At 68.6% G+C, this 16,728-nt stretch carries 17 protein-coding genes; 14 read left to right on the forward strand and 3 right to left on the reverse strand.

What is annotated here, in order from left to right:
• Window positions 1–46: 46 nt before the first annotated feature.
• Window positions 47–1,015 (reverse strand): helix-turn-helix domain-containing protein, encoded by a 969-nt coding sequence (locus tag ACQEU1_RS29670; RefSeq protein ID WP_433208667.1) that lies wholly within the window; start codon window positions 1,013–1,015, stop codon window positions 47–49.
• Window positions 1,016–1,099: 84 nt separating this feature from the next.
• Between ACQEU1_RS29670 and ACQEU1_RS29675 the strand changes: the two genes are divergently transcribed.
• The gene (locus ACQEU1_RS29675; RefSeq protein WP_433208670.1) at window positions 1,100–1,984 is read left to right on the forward strand and encodes an NAD(P)-dependent oxidoreductase; all 885 of its coding nucleotides are present in this window, start codon (window positions 1,100–1,102) and stop codon (window positions 1,982–1,984) included.
• Here ACQEU1_RS29675 and ACQEU1_RS29680 read toward each other — a convergent pair.
• Both ACQEU1_RS29680 and ACQEU1_RS29685 read right to left on the reverse strand, forming a co-directional pair.
• Window positions 1,943–2,713: a methyltransferase domain-containing protein gene (locus ACQEU1_RS29680; RefSeq protein WP_433208673.1), complete on the reverse strand. Its 771-nt coding sequence runs from the start codon at window positions 2,711–2,713 to the stop codon at window positions 1,943–1,945. The two genes, ACQEU1_RS29675 and ACQEU1_RS29680, sit on opposite strands and share 42 nt — an antisense overlap.
• A gap of 9 nt (window positions 2,714–2,722) precedes the next feature.
• The gene (locus ACQEU1_RS29685) at window positions 2,723–3,421 is read right to left on the reverse strand and encodes a hypothetical protein (protein WP_433208676.1); all 699 of its coding nucleotides are present in this window, start codon (window positions 3,419–3,421) and stop codon (window positions 2,723–2,725) included.
• Between the two features lie 244 nt (window positions 3,422–3,665).
• On the opposite strand from ACQEU1_RS29685, the gene rplJ reads away from it, so the two are divergent.
• The 13 genes from rplJ (at window position 3,666) to ACQEU1_RS29750 (ending at window position 16,489) form a co-directional block, all read left to right on the forward strand.
• The gene (gene rplJ, locus ACQEU1_RS29690) at window positions 3,666–4,220 is read left to right on the forward strand and encodes a 50S ribosomal protein L10 (protein ID WP_045309760.1); all 555 of its coding nucleotides are present in this window, start codon (window positions 3,666–3,668) and stop codon (window positions 4,218–4,220) included.
• Between the two features lie 56 nt (window positions 4,221–4,276).
• Window positions 4,277–4,666 (forward strand): 50S ribosomal protein L7/L12, encoded by a 390-nt coding sequence (rplL, locus tag ACQEU1_RS29695; protein WP_433208680.1) that lies wholly within the window; start codon window positions 4,277–4,279, stop codon window positions 4,664–4,666.
• Window positions 4,667–5,567: 901 nt separating this feature from the next.
• Entirely contained in the window at window positions 5,568–6,629 is a 1,062-nt protein-coding gene (locus ACQEU1_RS29700) for an ABC transporter ATP-binding protein (RefSeq protein WP_433208683.1), read from the forward strand.
• Window positions 6,626–7,411, forward strand: coding sequence for an MlaE family ABC transporter permease (locus tag ACQEU1_RS29705; protein ID WP_433208686.1), 786 nt, complete (start codon window positions 6,626–6,628; stop codon window positions 7,409–7,411). The genes ACQEU1_RS29700 and ACQEU1_RS29705 overlap by 4 nt, the downstream gene beginning before the upstream one ends.
• On the forward strand, window positions 7,411–8,220 hold the full coding sequence (locus tag ACQEU1_RS29710; RefSeq protein WP_090065886.1) for an MlaE family ABC transporter permease: 810 nt from the start codon (window positions 7,411–7,413) through the stop codon (window positions 8,218–8,220). Before ACQEU1_RS29705 ends, ACQEU1_RS29710 begins: the two co-directional genes overlap by 1 nt.
• Entirely contained in the window at window positions 8,217–9,536 is a 1,320-nt protein-coding gene (locus ACQEU1_RS29715; RefSeq protein ID WP_433208690.1) for an MCE family protein, read from the forward strand. Before ACQEU1_RS29710 ends, ACQEU1_RS29715 begins: the two co-directional genes overlap by 4 nt.
• On the forward strand, window positions 9,533–10,564 hold the full coding sequence (locus ACQEU1_RS29720; RefSeq protein ID WP_433208692.1) for an MCE family protein: 1,032 nt from the start codon (window positions 9,533–9,535) through the stop codon (window positions 10,562–10,564). The genes ACQEU1_RS29715 and ACQEU1_RS29720 overlap by 4 nt, the downstream gene beginning before the upstream one ends.
• On the forward strand, window positions 10,561–11,562 hold the full coding sequence (locus tag ACQEU1_RS29725) for an MCE family protein (protein WP_433208694.1): 1,002 nt from the start codon (window positions 10,561–10,563) through the stop codon (window positions 11,560–11,562). Before ACQEU1_RS29720 ends, ACQEU1_RS29725 begins: the two co-directional genes overlap by 4 nt.
• Window positions 11,559–12,725, forward strand: coding sequence for an MCE family protein (locus tag ACQEU1_RS29730; protein ID WP_433208697.1), 1,167 nt, complete (start codon window positions 11,559–11,561; stop codon window positions 12,723–12,725). The genes ACQEU1_RS29725 and ACQEU1_RS29730 overlap by 4 nt, the downstream gene beginning before the upstream one ends.
• On the forward strand, window positions 12,722–13,861 hold the full coding sequence (locus tag ACQEU1_RS29735; protein ID WP_433208700.1) for an MCE family protein: 1,140 nt from the start codon (window positions 12,722–12,724) through the stop codon (window positions 13,859–13,861). Before ACQEU1_RS29730 ends, ACQEU1_RS29735 begins: the two co-directional genes overlap by 4 nt.
• Window positions 13,858–15,090 (forward strand): MCE family protein, encoded by a 1,233-nt coding sequence (locus ACQEU1_RS29740; RefSeq protein ID WP_433208703.1) that lies wholly within the window; start codon window positions 13,858–13,860, stop codon window positions 15,088–15,090. Before ACQEU1_RS29735 ends, ACQEU1_RS29740 begins: the two co-directional genes overlap by 4 nt.
• Window positions 15,090–15,590 carry a hypothetical protein gene (locus ACQEU1_RS29745; RefSeq protein ID WP_433208706.1) on the forward strand — a complete coding sequence of 167 codons (501 nt, stop codon included), beginning with the start codon at window positions 15,090–15,092 and terminating at the stop codon, window positions 15,588–15,590. The genes ACQEU1_RS29740 and ACQEU1_RS29745 overlap by 1 nt, the downstream gene beginning before the upstream one ends.
• 89 nt (window positions 15,591–15,679) lie before the next feature.
• Complete coding sequence (locus tag ACQEU1_RS29750; protein ID WP_433208708.1) at window positions 15,680–16,489, forward strand: hypothetical protein; 810 nt, start codon at window positions 15,680–15,682, stop codon at window positions 16,487–16,489.
• Window positions 16,490–16,728: the final 239 nt, after the last annotated feature.

The following is a 16,728-nucleotide window of genomic DNA, read 5'->3' on the forward strand; positions in this document are numbered from 1 at the left end:
TAGCTGAGAAAGGCCCCCGGCTTCGCGCCGGGGGCCTTTCTGCTGTTCAGGACCGGTTTCTGCGGTAGTCGGTCGGCGACTCGCCCACCTGCCTGAGGAAGTGGTGGCGGAGGTTGTTGGCCGTGCCGATGCCGCTGAGCGCCGCGATCTTCTCCATCGGCAGGTCGGTCGACTCCAGCAGCACCTGCGCCCTGGTGATGCGTTCGTTGAGCAGCCACTGCAACGGCGTCGTGCCCGTCGTGGCGTGCAGCCTGCGGTAGAAGGTCCGCTCGCTCATGGCGGCCTGACGGGCCAGGATCTCGATCGTCAGCGGTTCGTCGAGGCGGGCGCGGGCCCAGTCGAGCACGGGCGTGAGGCCCTGTTCGTCGGTGGCCGGGACCGAGAGGTCGACGTACTGGCCCAGGTGGCCGGGGCGGTGGCCGGGCACGATCATCCGGCGGGCCAGCTGGTTCGCGACCTGGGCGCCCAGGTCGCGGCGGACCAGGTGCAGGCAGAGGTCGAGGCCCGCGCTCATGCCGGCGCTGGTGAGGACGTCGCCCTCGTCGACGTAGAGCTGCGACGCGTCGACGTGGATCTTCGGATAGCGCTCCGCCAGCAACGCCGTGTGCATCCAGTGCGCCGTGGCCCGTTTTCCGTCCAGCAGACCGGCTTCGGCCAACGCGTAGGCGCCCACGCACGCCGACACGATCCGCGCGCCGTTGCGGTGGGCCTCCTGGAGCGCGGCCACGAGGTCGGGCGGCACCGGAGCGTTCTCCTCGAAGACCTCGTCGGGCACCCACGACACGATGACGGTGTCCGCCCGGACGACGTCGTCCAGCGTGTGGGTGCTGTTGAGCGTGAAGCTCGGTGTGGTCTCGCGGGTGCGGTTTCCGGTGCCGCACAACCACAACTCGTACCAGGGGTCGGCGAGGTCCGGCTGCGGTGTGCCGAAGACCGCCGCCGGGATGCCCAGCTCGTACAGGTCCGCGACGCCGAAGTCGGCGGGGACGATCAGGGCCACCGAACCAGCGCTCATGCTCTCCAGCCTATGGCAGGAATTTGGTGACAGGGGTCATTCCGGTCACTGGTCGAGATGATCAAGCGTGGCGATGCTGGAGGCATGACAGCTGAAGCGATCACCGTGCTGGGACTGGGAAATCTGGGCCGCGCGCTGGCGGAGACGTTCGTGCGAGGCGGCCATCCGGTGGCGGTCTGGAACCGTTCCGAGGGGAAGGCGGCCGGGCTCGCGGCGACCGTCGCGGCCAGTGCGGCCGAGGCGGTGGCTGCGGGCGACCTGGTGGTCGTTGCGCTGCTCGACCACCAAGCGGCACAACAGGTTCTGCGGGACGTGGACGTGCGCGGGAAGGCGTTGGTCAACCTCACCTCCGGCACGCCGGACGACGCCCGCGAGCTGGCGGCGTGGGCCGAGGCCCAGGGTGCCGGGTACCTGCACGGCGCCGTGTACGCCGTGCCGCAGACGATCGGCACCGGCGCGTCGTCGATCATCTACAGCGGCTCGGAACCGGTGTCCGCGCGGAAGTCGTTGGCGCTGCTGGGAAAGGTGACGTACCTCGGCGCCGACGCCGGCCGCGCGTCCGGGTACGACGTGGCGATCCTGGCCGGGATGTACGGGCTGCTCGGCGGGTTCCTGCACGCGGCGGCGCTGGCGCGGGCGAACGGGATCGGGGTCGCCGAGCTCACGCCGCTGCTCGCGTCCTGGCTGACCGACCTCCAGCCGGCGCTCACGACGTTCGCCGCCGAGATCGACGCCTCGAGCTACGGCAACGGGGAGTCGAGCCTCGCGATGAACCAGTCGGGGCTGGCCACGCTCATCAGGGCCGCACAGGCGCAGGGCGTGCCGTTCGCGGGGCTCGACGCGGTCAAGGCGTTGGTGGACCGGCAGGTCGACTCCGGGCGCGGGCAGGAGAGCCTCGCCCGCGCCGTGGAGTCGTTCGGCCCGGTGTCACAAGGGCTTGCGGGCGGCCAGGATGAAGATCGTCACTGACGCCAGGAAGTCGCCCTCGCGGAGTTCGGCGAGCCAGCGCTCGCCGTCCGCGCGGTCGATCGCACCGGCGCGGATGGCCCGTTCGGTGTTGCGGCTCAGGGCGAGCGTGTAGTCGGCCCTGGCGAAGTCGCGCAGCACGGTCGTGGCCGCGGTGACGTTCTCGACCTCGAAGCCCGCGTCCCTGGCGAGCCGCGGGAGTGCGCGGCCGATGGTGGCGTTGCGGACCATGTTCGCGCAGACGAACCGGTTGAACCGCCTGTTCATCTCCAGGTCGCCGTCGACCAGCAGGGCGTCCCAGTCGGGTTCCGCGATGCGCAGCAGACCGCCGGGCTTCATGGCCCGGTGGAGCTCGGCGAGCACCTTCGCCGGGTCCTCGACGTGCTGGAGCGCGCGGTCCATCCGGGCGCGGTCCGCGGTGCCCGTGTCGACGGGCAGCGCGTGGGCGTCGCCCTGGCGGACGTCGACCTGCGGGTAGAAGTTCAGGAAGCTGCCGGCCGCGGCCACCATCCTCGGGTCCACGTCGATGCCGATGACCCGGCCGGACGTCGTGACCGCGTCGGCCATCACGGGTAGGTCGGTGCCGGGGCCGCAGCCCACGTCGAGGACGGTGTCGCCGTGCCTCAGGTCGAGCGAGACGAGCATCTGGTGCTTGTAGTCACGACCCAGTGCGGCGGCGTCCGCCATGTACTCGACCTTGTCGGGACTGGGCACCCCCAGTGCGTTTGGCATGCACCCCAATCAACCACAGATGCTCGGCTCCCAGCCGGTGATCACCCAGCCGGCGTTGACCTTCTCGACCACGAACGTGCCGAGCCGCGGCCCTCCCTCGACCGTCAGGACGCACGAGTCGATGACGACCTTGTCGCTGGTCGGCGTCTTCAGCATGTCCGGGGGGAACATCACCTGCTGGTACTTGTCGACGCTGGTCACCTGCGCCTTCAGCTTCGTGACCGCGTCGGCGCAATCGCTTGCGCCGTAAGCGTTCGCGAACTTCTGCCGGGTGTCGTCCCGCAGGATCAGCGTGCAGGCGCGGGTCGTGTCGGCGAACGACACGTGCTTGTAGAACATGCCGACCGTGCCCTGCAGACCGGCCGGCGCCGACAGCCCCTGGGCCGCGCCGGTGACGCCGCCGCTGTTCTGCGCGACGTCTCCAGGATCGTCGACGCCGAAGAACCGGTCGTAGGCCCACAGCGCGCTGCCGACGACGAGCAGGAAGAACAAGGCGCGCCAGAAGATGCGGCTGCCCAGCACGACGAGCCACCAGCGCTTGCCGCCCTGTTTGGGAGCTTGGGGCGCCTGGCCCGTCGCCTCCTGGTAGCGCTGGTACTCCTGGAACCGCTGGAACTCCTGGAACTGCCGCAGCTGCTCCGGGTCCATCGGCTGCGCGGGCGGCTGCGGCTGGCGGGGCGCGAGGTCCTTGCCGGGCTCGTCGGTCACAGGTCACATCATGCCGATTTGGAGCGGCAGGACACAGTCGAGTAGTCTTTTCGTGGTTCTACCGAAGACCGCAGGTTTTCTCCGCGAGGAGAACGAAGGCCCCGTTGCAACACGGGCGGCCCGCGCAGGGAGGACGAGGCTTGCTCTTTGTGACGCCCCGTGCTGCTTGTGCGCGAGGGCGTTTTTGTTGTTTCGGGACCTTCTCCTGACTCGCGGTCTAACCCAGCCCAGAGAGGAGGCGATCATGGCGAAGCCCACGAAGGTTACGGCGGTCGCTGAGCTTGCGGACCAGTTCCGCACCAGCTCGGCAGCGGTTGTCACTGAGTACCGTGGCCTCTCCATGGCGCAGCTCACCACGCTGCGTCGCGCTCTCGGCGCGGGCACCAAGTACACCGTCGCGAAGAACACGCTCGTCAAGCTCGCTGCCGCGGACGCCGGCGTGGAGGGCCTCGAGGCCCTTCTGTCCGGTCCGACCGCCATCGCGTTCGTCGAGGGCGAGCCCGTGGACGCCGCCAAGGCGATCCGCGACTTCGCGAAGGACAACAAGGCCCTGATCATCAAGGGCGGCTACATGGATGGCCGCCCGCTCTCGGTCGACGAGGTCACCGCCATCGCGGACCTCGAAACCCGTGAGGTGCTGCTCGCGAAGCTCGCGGGCGCGATGAAGGGCAACCTGGCCAAGGCCGCGGGTCTGTTCAACGCCCCGGCTTCCCAGGTCGCTCGCCTGGCTGCTGCCCTGCAGGAGAAGAAGGCCGCCGCGGCTCCCGCCGCCGAGGCCGACGCTCCCGCCGAAAGCTGATCACCCAAAGACACGCCCGACGCTTTCGCGCGGGAGATTAGAAAGGACCGCCGATCATGGCGAAGCTCAGCACCGAAGAGCTGCTCGACGCGTTCAAGGAGATGACCCTCCTCGAGCTGTCCGAGTTCGTGAAGCAGTTCGAAGAGACCTTCGAGGTCACCGCCGCGGCGCCCGTCGCCGTTGCCGCTGCCGGCCCCGCCGCCGGTGGCGCTGCGCCCGAGGTCGAGGAGCAGACGGACTTCAACGTCGTCCTCGAGTCGGCCGGCGACAAGAAGATCCAGGTCATCAAGGTCGTCCGCGAGGTCGTCTCGGGCCTGGGCCTGAAGGAGGCCAAGGAGCTGGTCGAGTCCGCTCCGAAGGCGATCCTCGAGGGCGTGGCGAAGGACGTCGCCGACGCCGCCAAGGAGAAGCTCGAGGCTGCCGGCGCCAAGATCACCCTCAAGTGATCTCAGCCCCCTCGTGGGGCTGGCGTTTCGCGGTTTTGAACGGGCGTGCACCTTTCAACGGGGGTGCACGCCCGTTTTTTGTGTTTTCGGGGTGCTGTGTGCGGGTGGGGTGCGGTTTCAGTGTTGTGGGTTCCGGTTCCAGCGGGGTTGGTCGCGTTCCTGGGGTTGGGTTGCGGTTGCGAGGGTGTTCGCGCGGGTCGTGACGAACGCCTGGGGGTGGCGATTGGGGCTTGACTTCGGGGCCCTTGCGAGGCGCTTGTCGGACCGGAAAAGGCCGGGCTGAAAAGAGGCCCGGCCGAGCCACTAGTGGTAGCACCTCGCACCCAAAGTCAAGCCCCAATCGCAGTCGATGGGTTGCACCGCTGACCAGCCGGGCATCAGCCCGTTCGGGCTCGCTCCGCTTCGCCACGCCAGGATTCGTAGGTGGTGGGCTTGCGTTGTTGGCTGTCCGGCTGAGAGCGCGCGCCGGGCTTGCGTGCGTGGTCGGGTTGCGTTGACGACTGCGGTTGTGCGCGCGCCGGGCCTGCGTGCGTGGTCGGCTTGCGTTGGCGACTGCGGTTGGGTGCGCCCTTGAAGACCCATCCGACTGTCAGACCCTCTCGGTACCTTGGGTCGCGGGGGAGCCTGAGCGCGAGGGGACCCCTGCGTGAGCCTGCGTTCGGCCTTGCCGCCTCCGCCTCCACCTGCGGCGATGTGCCTGAGGTCACACGTTCGGGGAATTTCCCGGTTGTCGGGCAGTGGTCTACGGGGGCTTGCCCGTTTTGCGAGGTCACGCTCTGTGGCGTTATCTGAACGCAACCGCCATTAGGCCAACTGGTGAGTAACCTGCCGCGAACGAACTCGTTGCCCAGATGTGACGCCGATCGCTGCGGCGTCCCTGGGCGTGTGCGGAGGTGTGCGGATGGGCGTCGAGGTGGTCGTCGAGGGTCTGACCAAGTCCTTCGGCAAGCAGACCATCTGGCAGGACGTCACGCTCACGATCCCGCCTGGTGAGGTCAGCGTGATGCTCGGGCCGTCCGGTACCGGCAAGAGCGTGTTCCTGAAGTCGTTGGTCGGGTTGCTGAAGCCTGAGCGCGGGAAGATCGTCATCAACGGGACGGACCTCGTGCAGTGCTCCGAGCACAAGTTGTACGAGATTCGGAAGATGTTCGGCGTGCTGTTCCAGGACGGCGCGTTGTTCGGGTCGATGAACCTCTACGACAACATCGCGTTTCCGCTGCGGGAGCACACCCGCAAGACGGAGGCCGAGGTTCGGCGGATCGTCCTCGAGAAGATGGAGATGGTCGGTCTCGTCGGGGCCGAGAAGAAGCTGCCCGGTGAGATCTCCGGCGGTATGCGGAAGCGGGCCGGGCTGGCGCGGGCGCTGGTGCTCGATCCCGAGATCATCCTGTGCGACGAACCCGACTCCGGCCTCGATCCCGTGCGGACGGCGTACCTCAGCCAGTTGCTGATCGATCTCAACGCGCAGATCGACGCGACCATCCTGATCGTCACGCACAACATCAACATCGCGCGGACCGTGCCGGACAACCTCGGCATGCTGTTCCGGCGCGAGCTGGTCATGTTCGGGCCCCGCGAGGTGTTGCTGACCAGCGACGAGCCCGTGGTGGAGCAGTTCCTGAACGGGCGGCGGCTGGGGCCCATCGGCATGTCCGAGGAGAAGGACACGGCGACGATGGCCGCCGAGCAGGCCCACGCGGACGCCGGGCACTCGGACGGGTCGCCGGAGGGTGACGTTCGCGGGATCGTGCCGCAGCTGGAGCCGACGCCCGGGTTGCCCTACCGCGACGCGGTGCGGCGGCGGAAGGACCGGGTCATGACGATCATCCACCAGCTGCCGCACGAGGCTCAGCAGGGGATCATCGACAGTCTCACGGCCGAGGAGCGCGTGCGGTACGGCGTGCACGCCGGGGTGCAGACGCCGACGCCCAGCCCGTGGCCTCGGCACGGTGGTGTGCTGTGACCACGCAGGCCTCGTTCCCCGGCGCCGGCGCGCTGCGGGAGACCGGCAAGTTGTGCCAGCTCGGGATCGACGTCGTGCGGACGTCGTTCCGCCGGCCCTTCCAGCTGCGGGAGTTCATCCAGCAGAGCTGGTTCATCGTCAGCGTGACGGTGCTGCCGACGGCGCTGGTCTCCATCCCGTTCGGCGCGGTCATCGCACTTCAGCTCGGCAGCCTCACGCGGCAGATCGGCGCCCAGTCGTTCACGGGTGCGGCCAGCGTGCTCGCGATCATCCAGCAGGCCAGCCCGATCGTGACGGCGTTGCTCATCGCGGGCGCGGGCGGCAGCGCCATCTGCGCGGACCTCGGGTCCAGGAAGATCCGCGAGGAGATCGACGCCATGGAGGTGCTCGGGGTCAGCCCGATCCACCGGCTCGTGGTGCCGCGGGTGCTGGCGGCGATGCTCGTGTCGGTGCTCCTCAACGGCATGGTGAGCGTCGTCGGCGTGATGGGCGGCTACTTCTTCAACGTCGTCATGCAGGACGGCACGCCCGGCGCGTACCTCGCGAGCTTCAGCGCGCTCGCCCAGCTGCCGGACCTGTGGATCAGCGAGCTCAAGGCCCTGATCTTCGGGTTCATCGCGGGCATCGTGGCCGCGTACCGGGGCCTCAACCCCGCCGGCGGCCCCAAGGGCGTGGGTGACGCGGTGAACCAGGCCGTGGTCATCACGTTCCTGCTGCTGTTCTTCGTCAACTTCGTCCTCACCACGATCTACCTGCAGGTCGTGCCCGCGAAGGGGAGCTGATGGCGAACAAGGTGCTCTCCACCCTCGACGGGTTCGGCGACCAGCTGTCCTTCTACATCAAGGCGCTGGCCTGGACGCCCCGCGCGCTCAAGCGGTACTCCAAGGAGACACTGCGGTTGCTGGCCGAGGTCAGCTTCGGGTCAGGTGCGCTCGCGGTCATCGGCGGCACGATCGGCGTGATGGTCGGGCTGTCCGTGTTCACCGGAACCGTGGTCGGTCTCCAGGGCTTCACGGCGCTCAACCAGATCGGCACGTCCGCGTTCGCCGGGTTCGTGTCCGCGTACTTCAACACCCGCGAGATCGCGCCGTTGGTCGCCGGGCTCGCACTCAGTGCCACGGTCGGATCAGGCTTCACGGCCCAGCTCGGCGCCATGCGGATCTCCGAGGAGATCGACGCGCTGGAGGTCATGGGCATCCCCAGCCTGCCGTTCCTCGTGACCACGCGGATCATCGCCGGGTTCGTCGCGATCATCCCGCTGTACGTGATCGGCCTGCTGACCAGCTACCTCGCCGCCAGAACGATCACCGTCGAGTTCTACGGCCAGTCGGCGGGCACATATGACCACTACTTCAACCTGTTCCTACCGCCGATCGACGTGCTGTGGTCGTTCGGCAAGGTGCTGGTCTTCGCGGTCGTGATCATCATGACCCACTGCTACTACGGCTACCGCGCGTCCGGCGGTCCGGCCGGTGTGGGTGTCGCGGTCGGGCGTGCGGTGCGGACCGCGATCGTCACGACGGCGCTGCTCGACTTCTTCCTGAGCCTCGCGATCTGGGGTGCCACTACGACCGTGAGGATCGCCGGATGAGGAAACGCGTGCTGGGCATCGCCTTCCTTCTCGCGATCGCCATGTTCCTGTCCCTCACGGTCGCCCTCTACAAGGACGCCTTCAGCGACTACGTGAAGGTCACGCTCAGGACCGACCACATCGGCAACCAGCTGCAGACCGCGAGCGACGTCAAGGTCCGCGGGCTCATCGTCGGCTCGGTGAAGGCCGTGCGGACCAGCGGTGACGGCGCCGAGCTGGAGCTCGCGCTGCTGCCGGACAAGGTCGAGCAGATCCCGTCCAACGTCAGCGCGCGCCTGCTGCCCAAGACGTTGTTCGGCGAGCGGTACGTGAACCTCGTGCTACCGCAGCAGAAGCAGGCCGCGATCGCGAACGGCGCGGTCATCGAGCAGGACCGCACCAGCAGCGCGATCGAGCTGGAACGCGTGCTGGACAACCTGATGCCGGTCCTGCAGGCCGTCCAGCCGGAGAAGCTCGCGACCACGCTGACGGCGTTGTCCCAGGCGCTCGACGGCCGGGGCAAGCCGCTCGGCCAGACCCTGGTGTCGCTCGACCAGTACCTCGGCGAGCTCAACCCGCAGCTGCCCGCGCTGAAGGAGAACATCTCCAGGCTCGCGGACGTCGCGAACGTCTACTCGGACGCCGCGCCGGACTTGTTGCAGGCGCTCAACGACATGACCACGACCACCAAGACCGTGGTCGACCAGCGCGAGAACCTGCTCGCGCTCTACGGGACGATGACCACGACGTCGCAGGACCTCACGTCGTTCGTCACGGTCAACAAGAACAACATCATCGGCCTCGCCGACACCAGCCGTCCGACGCTGGAGCTGCTCGCGAAGTACGCGCCCGAGTACCCGTGCCTGCTCAAGGGCCTCGCGGAGTTCGAGCCGATCATCAGCAAGGCGTTCGGCGCCGGCACCGACAAGCCCGGCCTGCACATCACGCTGGAGATCACGCAGAACCGCGGCAAGTACAAGCCGAACCTCGACGAGCCCGAGTACAAGGACAAGCGCGGACCCCGCTGCTACGACATCGTGCCGAGGCCCGACCCGTTCCCGCAGTACCCGCCGGAGGGGCCGGTGCAGGACGGGTCGAGCTCGCCGCCGCCCGCCCGCGTCGCGAACGACGGCATCCTGCCGCCCGCCACGGCCGGCAACGCGACCTCGCCGTCGTCCGCGCAGAACGCGGCCAACCTCGCCAACTCCCCTGAGGAGGCACGGCTGATCGCGGCGCTGTTCGGGCCGCGCGTCGGCGTGGAGCCGCAGGACATGCCGGGCTGGTCGAGCCTGCTGCTCGGGCCGCTCGTGCGCGGAGCGGAGGTGACCGTCAAGTGAAGGGACTGCTCGGACCGCTGCTCAAGCTGATCGCCTTCGCGGTGGTCACGATCCTCGCGACCTCGCTGCTCGCGGTCACGATCGCCAACGTCAACCTGTCCAGCGCCACCGGCTACAAGGCGCAGTTCACCGACGTCACCGCGCTCAACGAGGGCGACGACATCCGCATCGCCGGCGTCCGCGTCGGGCAGGTCGACGGCATCAAGGTCGTCGACCGCAAGACCGCCGAGGTCGAGTTCTCCATCGACGGCGACCGCAAGCTGCCCGAGGCCGTCACCGCGACGATCAAGTACCGCAACCTGGTGGGGCAGCGGTACATCGCGCTGGAGGCGGGCACCGGTGACACCAAGGCCGTGCTGGCCGAGGGCGGCACGATCCCGTTGGAACGCACCAAGCCCGCCCTGGACCTCACGGTCCTGTTCAACGGCTTCAAGCCGCTCTTCCAGGCCCTGAACCCGGACGACGTGAACAAGCTGTCGTTCGAGATCATCCAGGTGCTCCAGGGCGAGGGCAGCACGATCGACAGCCTCCTGCAGCACACGGCCTCGCTGACCAGCACGCTGGCGAGCAAGGACAAGGTGATCGGCGAGGTCGTCGACAACCTCAACACCGCGCTGGAGACCGTGAACTCGCGCGACGAGGACTTCAACAACCTCGTGATCACGTTGCAGACGCTCGTCTCCGGCCTCGCCCAGGACCGCCAGCCGATCGGTGACGCGATCACCGCGCTCGGCGACCTCACGAACGCCACGTCCGGGCTGCTGGAGCAGGGCCGGGAGCCGTTGCGCAACGACATCGCGCAGCTCGGCATCGTCTCGAAGACGCTGGGCGACAACGAGGTCCTGGTCGACCAGATGCTCCAGCGGCTGCCCAACAAGCTGGAGACGATCACCCGGACCGCGACCTACGGCTCGTGGTTCAACTTCTACCTGTGCGAGGCCAGCGGCAAGGTCGCCGTGCCGCCGGTCATCTCGAACCCGATCCCGATCACGGCGTTGCCGGTGACTCAGCAGAGGTGCCGCCGATGAAGACCTCGAACCCCATCCGGACAGGCGCGATCAGCCTGACGTTGATCGCGTTGCTGTTGCTGGCCGCGTTCTACTCCGACGACCTGCCGATCGTCGGCGGCGGCACCTCGTACGCCGCGGACTTCAGCGAGGCCGCGGGACTGGTGCCGGGCAACGAGGTCCGCGTCGCCGGCGTGAAGGTCGGCAAGGTCACCAAGGTCAAGCTCAACGGCGACCGCGTGCGGGTCACGTTCAAGGTCAAGGACGCCTGGGTGGGCGACCGGACGACCGCGATGATCCGCATCAAGACGTTGCTGGGTCAGAAGTTCGTGGCGCTGGACCCGCAGGGCAGCGCGCCGCTCTCTCCCGGCGACCCGATCCCGAAGGAGCGCACGCTCGCGCCGTACGACGTGAACGAGGCGTTCAACGGGCTCGCGACGACCGTCGGCCAGATCGACACCAAGCAGCTCGCGGACAGCTTCACGGTCCTGTCCGACACCTTCAAGAACTCGCCGGAGCACGTCCGGGGCGCGCTCGACGGCCTGTCCGCGTTGTCGAAGACGATCTCCTCGCGCGACGAGCAGCTGGCGAAGCTGCTGGACAACACGCGGCAGCTGAGCAAGACGCTGGCCGACCGCAACGCCGAGTTCGAGAAGCTGCTGGCGGACGGCAACCTGCTGCTCGGCGAGCTGCGCAAGCGCCGCGAGTCGATCAGCGCGCTGCTGACCGGCACGCGCGACCTCTCCCGCGAGCTGAGCGGGTTGGTGACGGACAACCAGAACCAGCTCAAGCCCGCGCTGGAGCAGCTCGGCCGGGTCACCACGATCCTCGAGCGCAACCAGGCGAACCTCGACCGCAGCCTCGCGCTGATGGCGCCGTTCTACCGGGTGTTCGCGAACACCCTGGGCAACGGCCGGTGGTTCGACACCTACATCTGCGGCCTGCTGCCACCTTCGGTGAACCTCGGCGTCGTCGGGTTCAACGAGGAAGGCTGCCTGCCTCCGGGGGTGCAGCGATGACAGACGTGGCGCAGTCCAAGGTCGGCCGGTTCATCGCGATCGCGTGCGTGCTGGCGCTGGTCGTGACGGCCGGGCTCTGGTGGGTGTTCGCGGCCATGAACGGGCGCAAGGTCACCGCGCACTTCGCCGCGGCCGTCGGCGTCTACCCCGGCGGTGACGTGCGGGTGCTGGGCGTGAAGGTCGGCACGATCGACGAGGTCACGCCGGAGGGCAAGACCGTGAAGGTCGTGTTCACCGTCGACCGCGACGTGCGGGTGCCGGAGAACGCGCAGGCCGTCGTCGTCTCGCCGAGCGTCGTCTCCGACCGGTACGTGCAGCTCGCGCCCGCCTACACCGGCGGTCCCGTGCTGGCCGACAACGCCGTGATCCCGCGCGAACGCACCGCGACGCCCGTGGAGCTGGACGAGCTGTACTCGTCGCTCGACAAGCTCACGACGGCTCTCGGCCCGAACGGTGCGAACGCCGACGGGGCGTTGGCGGACCTGCTGAACTCGGCGGCCGCGAACCTGGAGGGCAACGGCCAGGCGCTCAACGACACGTTGAAGAACCTCGGCCAGGCCACCCGGACGTTGTCGGGGTCCAAGGAGGACCTGTTCGCGACCGTCGACAACCTGCAGAAGTTCACCGCGATGCTGGCCGCGAACGACAGCCAGGTGCGCGACTTCAACAAGCAGCTCGCGGACGTGTCGAAGATGCTCGCCGACGAGCGCGGAGACCTCGGGGCGGCGCTCTCGGAGCTGGCCACGGCCCTGGGGCTGGTGCAGGGGTTCATCAAGGACAACCGCGAGGTGCTGAAGTCCAATGTGGACAAGCTCGCCTCGGTCACGCAGGTGCTGGTGAACCAGCGGGCCGCGCTGGCGGAGACGCTGGACGTCGCGCCGCTCGCGCTGGGCAACCTGCAGAACTCCTACAACGCGGCGTCCGGGACGTTGGACACCCGCGCGAACATCAACGAGCTGAACCAGCCGCCGATCGTGCTGATCTGCAAGCTGATCCAGCAGGCCACGCCGAACAACGTGCCGCCGGTGCTGGCGAACACCTGCAAGCAGCTGGAACCGTTGCTGACCGGGGCGATCCCGCTGAAGTCGCCGGCCGAGGTGCTCGGTGACCTGAACGCGGGCAGGCTGCCGCTGCCCCTGCCGCTCGCGGGGGTGCCCCAGTGAGGAAGCTGGCTCTGGGTCTTGCCGCGGTGCTGCTGGTCTCGGGTTGCGGGTCCGGCGGGTTCGACGGCGTCTACAACATGCCGCTGCCGGGCGGTGCCGACGTCGGTGACCACCCGTACCGGGTGAAGGCGCAGTTCAAGGACGTTCTCGACCTGGTGCCGCAGGCCGGCGTGAAGGTCAACGACGTGCCGGTCGGGCGGGTCGAGAAGATCGACCTGGGCGCCGACGGCTGGACCGCCGAGGTGACCATGCTGGTCAACGGTGACGTGCAGCTGCCGTCCAACGCGTTCGCGAAGCTGCGCCAGTCGGCGTTGCTGGGCGAGAAGTTCGTCGAGCTGGGGAAGCCCAAGGACGCTTCTGGCCGGTTGGCCGACAACGCCGTGATCCCGTTGGACAAGACGAACCGCAACCCCGAGGTCGAAGAGGTCTTCGGCGCGTTGTCGATGCTGCTCAACGGTGGTGGTGTGGCGCAGCTGCAGAACATCACCAAGGAGCTCAACGCGGCGATGGAGGGCAACGAGGCGGAGATCCGTTCGTTGCTGGGCAACCTCAACACGTTCGTCGGGGAGCTCGACAAGCACAAGGCGGAGATCGTCCGCGCGCTCGACTCGCTGAACCGGCTGGCCGGGACGTTGGCGGGGCAGCGCGAGAAGATCGCCGTCGCGCTGACGGACCTGGAGCCGGGGTTGAAGGTGCTGGCGGAGCAGCGGACGCAGCTCGTGACGTTGTTGCAGTCGTTGAACAAGCTGTCGGACGTCGCGACGGACACCGTGAACCGCAGCCGGGACGACATCGTGGCGGACCTCAAGGCGTTGCAGCCGACGCTGACGAAGCTCGCCGAGTCGGGGCAGAACCTGCCGAAGTCGCTGGAGCTGCTGCTGACCTACCCGTTCCCGGACGAGGCGGTCGACGGCATCCGCGGCGACTACACCAACGCGTTCATCGACCTCGACCTGAACCTCGGGACGGTGCTCGACAACCTGTCGCGGTCGCGGCAGTCGCCGATCGACTCGCTGATCCCGTCGCAGGGCACGCCGTTGCCTATGCCGAACATCCCGCTGCCGAACCTCGGGCAGGGGACCGGGTCCGGGCTGGGTGACCTGCTCGGCGGTCTGCTGGGAGGTGGTCGCAGGTGATCCTGCGGTCGACGAAGCTCAAGATCGGCGCGTTCGTGCTGGTCGCGTTGCTGGGTGTGTCGTACGTCAGCGCCACCTACATCGGGCTGTTCAAGTCGTCGTCGACGGTCGTGACGATGCAGCTCGCCGACTCGGGCGGCATCTTCACCAACGCCGAGGTGACGTACCGGGGCGTGACGATCGGGCGGGTCGGGCAGCTGCGGCTGATGGGCGACGGCATCGAGGCCGACCTGGAGCTGGACGCCGACGCGCCGCGGGTGCCCTCCTCGTTGGAGGCCGTGGTGGCGAACCGGTCGGCGGTCGGCGAGCAGTACGTCGACCTGCGGCCCAAGGTCGATGGAGCGCCCTACCTGGAGGCAGGGTCGGTGATTCCGCGGTCGGCCACCAAGACCCCGCCTCCCGTCGACGGGTTGCTGTCCAATTTGGACGCTTTCGCCTCGTCGGTGCCGACGGACTCGTTGCGGACCGTCGTGGACGAGCTGCACACGGCCTTCAGCGGGACCGGTGGCGATCTCCAGGTGCTGATCGACAACACGGCGGCGTTCACGGCGGCCGCTCGCGAGCATCTGCCGCAGACGACGCAGTTGTTGCAGGACGGGCGGATCGTGCTGGCCACGCAGGCCGCGTCCGGTGGTGCGATCCGGTCGTTCAGCGGGGACCTGCGGTTGCTCGCCGAGCAGCTCAAGGCCTCGGACGGCGACCTGCGGCGGTTGATCGTCGCTGTGCCGCCGGCGTCGGAGCAGGTGTCGGCGCTGCTGAAGGAGAGCGGGCCGAACCTCGGGGTGGTGTTCGCGAACCTGCTGACGACCTCGAACATCCTCGTGACCAGGCGGGACGGTCTGGAGCAGATCGCCGTGACGTACCCCATCGCCGTCGGTGGTGGTTTCTCGGTGGCGCCCGGTGACGGTTCCGCGCACTTCGGGCTGGCGTTGAACGTGTTCGACCCGATGCCGTGCACCGTGGGCTACGAGGGAACGACGATCCGGCCGGGTGGCGACACCTCTGCCGCGCCGCTGAACACGCAGGCCTACTGCGCTCTGGCGCGCGGGTCGGCGACGTCGGTGCGAGGCTCGCAGAACGCGCCGTACGGCGGGACGCCGACCACGCCGGTCGGCAACGCGACGACGCAGCCGGGCCAGGAACCCACCGGCCAGGCCGCCGCGCCGGAGTTGCCGCTGCTGACGTCGCTCGGCCAGCTGCTCGGTCTGCCCACGGAGGGGAAGAAGTAGTGCGGGTCTTCACAGCTGTCGCCGCGGTCTTCGCGGTGGTGATGTTCGGGTTCGCCGTGTTCAGCGGTTTCGTCTGGTACTCGGCGGCGGGCTCGTCCGAGTCGTCGTTCGCCACCGAGCGCGACGACGCCCTGCGTTCGGGCCAGGTCGGCATCACGAACTTCCTGACCCTCGACTACAAGAAGGTGGACGAGGACCTCCAGCGCTGGCTGAACTCGTCCACCGGCGACCTGCGCGCGGAGATCGACAAGGACAAGGACTCGCGCAAGAAGCAGCTGGTCGACGCCAAGTCCGTGACCACGTCCAAGGTCCTCGACGCCGCCATCACCGAGCTCGACGACCGCGCGGGCTCCGCCTCCATGATCGCCGTGGTCGAGAGCACCGTGACCCCGGACGGCGGCCAGCAGGTCACCAAGATCAACCGGTACCTGACCAAGCTCACCCGCACGGACGACGGCTGGAAGCTGAGCCAGCTGGGCCCGCTGCGGGCAGGCGTCTGACCCCGGCCAGAGCTGATAGGAATCGAGCGCACGTGCCCCCACCCCGCCGCCGCCCAGTCCCGAGCACGCCGGCAGGAGGCCGCCCGAAGGTGGCCGGCCTGAACCGCCGCCCACCCGCGGCCGACCCCGTTCCGGAGCCGGTCGAGGTCGCCGAGCCGTCGTCGAAGCCGGCCGAGGTAGCGCCGGACGTGCCGGAGGTCGTGGCGCCGGACGTGCCCGAGGTCGCCGACGAGCCGGACGTGCCCGATGCGCCGGAACCCGCGTCCGAAGAGGCGGAGCTGAAGGCGCCGGAAGCCACCGAGTGGACGCCCTCGCCCTCACCCACGTCGAAGAAGAAGCCGGCCCCCGCCGCGAAGGCCGAGCCCGCGAAGCTCAACTGGACCCTCCCGGTGGCGCTGGTCGTGGTAGGCCTCCTGCTGGGCGGCCTGGCCACGTTCTTCCTGGTCAAGTCCCGCTCGGTCAGCTACGACGAGGCCCTGGTCGACGCGGGCGCCACCTCCGAGGTCAACGGCCAGATCCGCGAGGCGGTGGAGAAGTCCTTCTCCTACAACTTCGCCGACGTCGACTCCACCGAGAAGGCGGCCAAAGAGCTCCTCACGGGCAAGGCCCTCTGCCAGTACAACGCCGTCTTCGGCCCGGTGAAGGAGGTGGCCCCGCAGCAGAAGCTGGTGGTCACCGTCCGGGTGGTCTCCTCGGCCGTCTCGTCCCTGAAGGACGGCCACGCCACCGTCCTGGTCTTCGCCGACCAGGTCACCACCCGCACCACCGACAACCAGACGGGCGGCGGCACCGCCATGCTCCGCGTGAGCGCGGTGGACGACAGCGGCCGCTGGAAGATCGACAACATGGAGATGTTCGGCGCCACCTCAGACCAGGCCCGCCAACTCCAGGGCTGCTGACGAAATCCCGCGCGGCAGGCCCCGCCCACCCAGGGGGCCAGCCCGCCTATACGTGAACGCTAGCTTCGAAATCGCCCCGCGAACCGACCGCTCGGCGATCTGTGGACAACTCACCCGCAGGGCCTTTCCCACCATGGGCTTCGCACCGCATGGCGGACCCGCGAGGGTGGCGTGCTTCGACCGTGTGGCCTGCCTCGCAACGTGTGGCGCGCGTCGCGCCGTGCGGCTTGCCTCGCAAC

Source organism: Lentzea sp. CA-135723 (assembly GCF_050936595.1).
Classification (GTDB): domain Bacteria; phylum Actinomycetota; class Actinomycetes; order Mycobacteriales; family Pseudonocardiaceae; genus Lentzea.

What these genes read in the sequence shown, in the direction of transcription:
- ACQEU1_RS29680 (WP_433208673.1), bottom strand. Translation starts at nt 2,713, where the DNA reads ATGCCAAACGCACTGGGGGTGCCCAGTCCCGACAAGGTCGAGTACATG.
- ACQEU1_RS29710 (WP_090065886.1), top strand. Translation starts at nt 7,411, where the DNA reads ATGGCGAACAAGGTGCTCTCCACCCTCGACGGGTTCGGCGACCAGCTG.
- ACQEU1_RS29730 (WP_433208697.1), top strand. Translation starts at nt 11,559, where the DNA reads ATGACAGACGTGGCGCAGTCCAAGGTCGGCCGGTTCATCGCGATCGCG.
- ACQEU1_RS29700 (WP_433208683.1), top strand. Translation starts at nt 5,568, where the DNA reads ATGGGCGTCGAGGTGGTCGTCGAGGGTCTGACCAAGTCCTTCGGCAAG.
- ACQEU1_RS29670 (WP_433208667.1), bottom strand. Translation starts at nt 1,015, where the DNA reads ATGAGCGCTGGTTCGGTGGCCCTGATCGTCCCCGCCGACTTCGGCGTC.
- ACQEU1_RS29675 (WP_433208670.1), top strand. Translation starts at nt 1,100, where the DNA reads ATGACAGCTGAAGCGATCACCGTGCTGGGACTGGGAAATCTGGGCCGC.
- rplJ (WP_045309760.1), top strand. Translation starts at nt 3,666, where the DNA reads ATGGCGAAGCCCACGAAGGTTACGGCGGTCGCTGAGCTTGCGGACCAG.
- rplL (WP_433208680.1), top strand. Translation starts at nt 4,277, where the DNA reads ATGGCGAAGCTCAGCACCGAAGAGCTGCTCGACGCGTTCAAGGAGATG.
- ACQEU1_RS29725 (WP_433208694.1), top strand. Translation starts at nt 10,561, where the DNA reads ATGAAGACCTCGAACCCCATCCGGACAGGCGCGATCAGCCTGACGTTG.
- ACQEU1_RS29715 (WP_433208690.1), top strand. Translation starts at nt 8,217, where the DNA reads ATGAGGAAACGCGTGCTGGGCATCGCCTTCCTTCTCGCGATCGCCATG.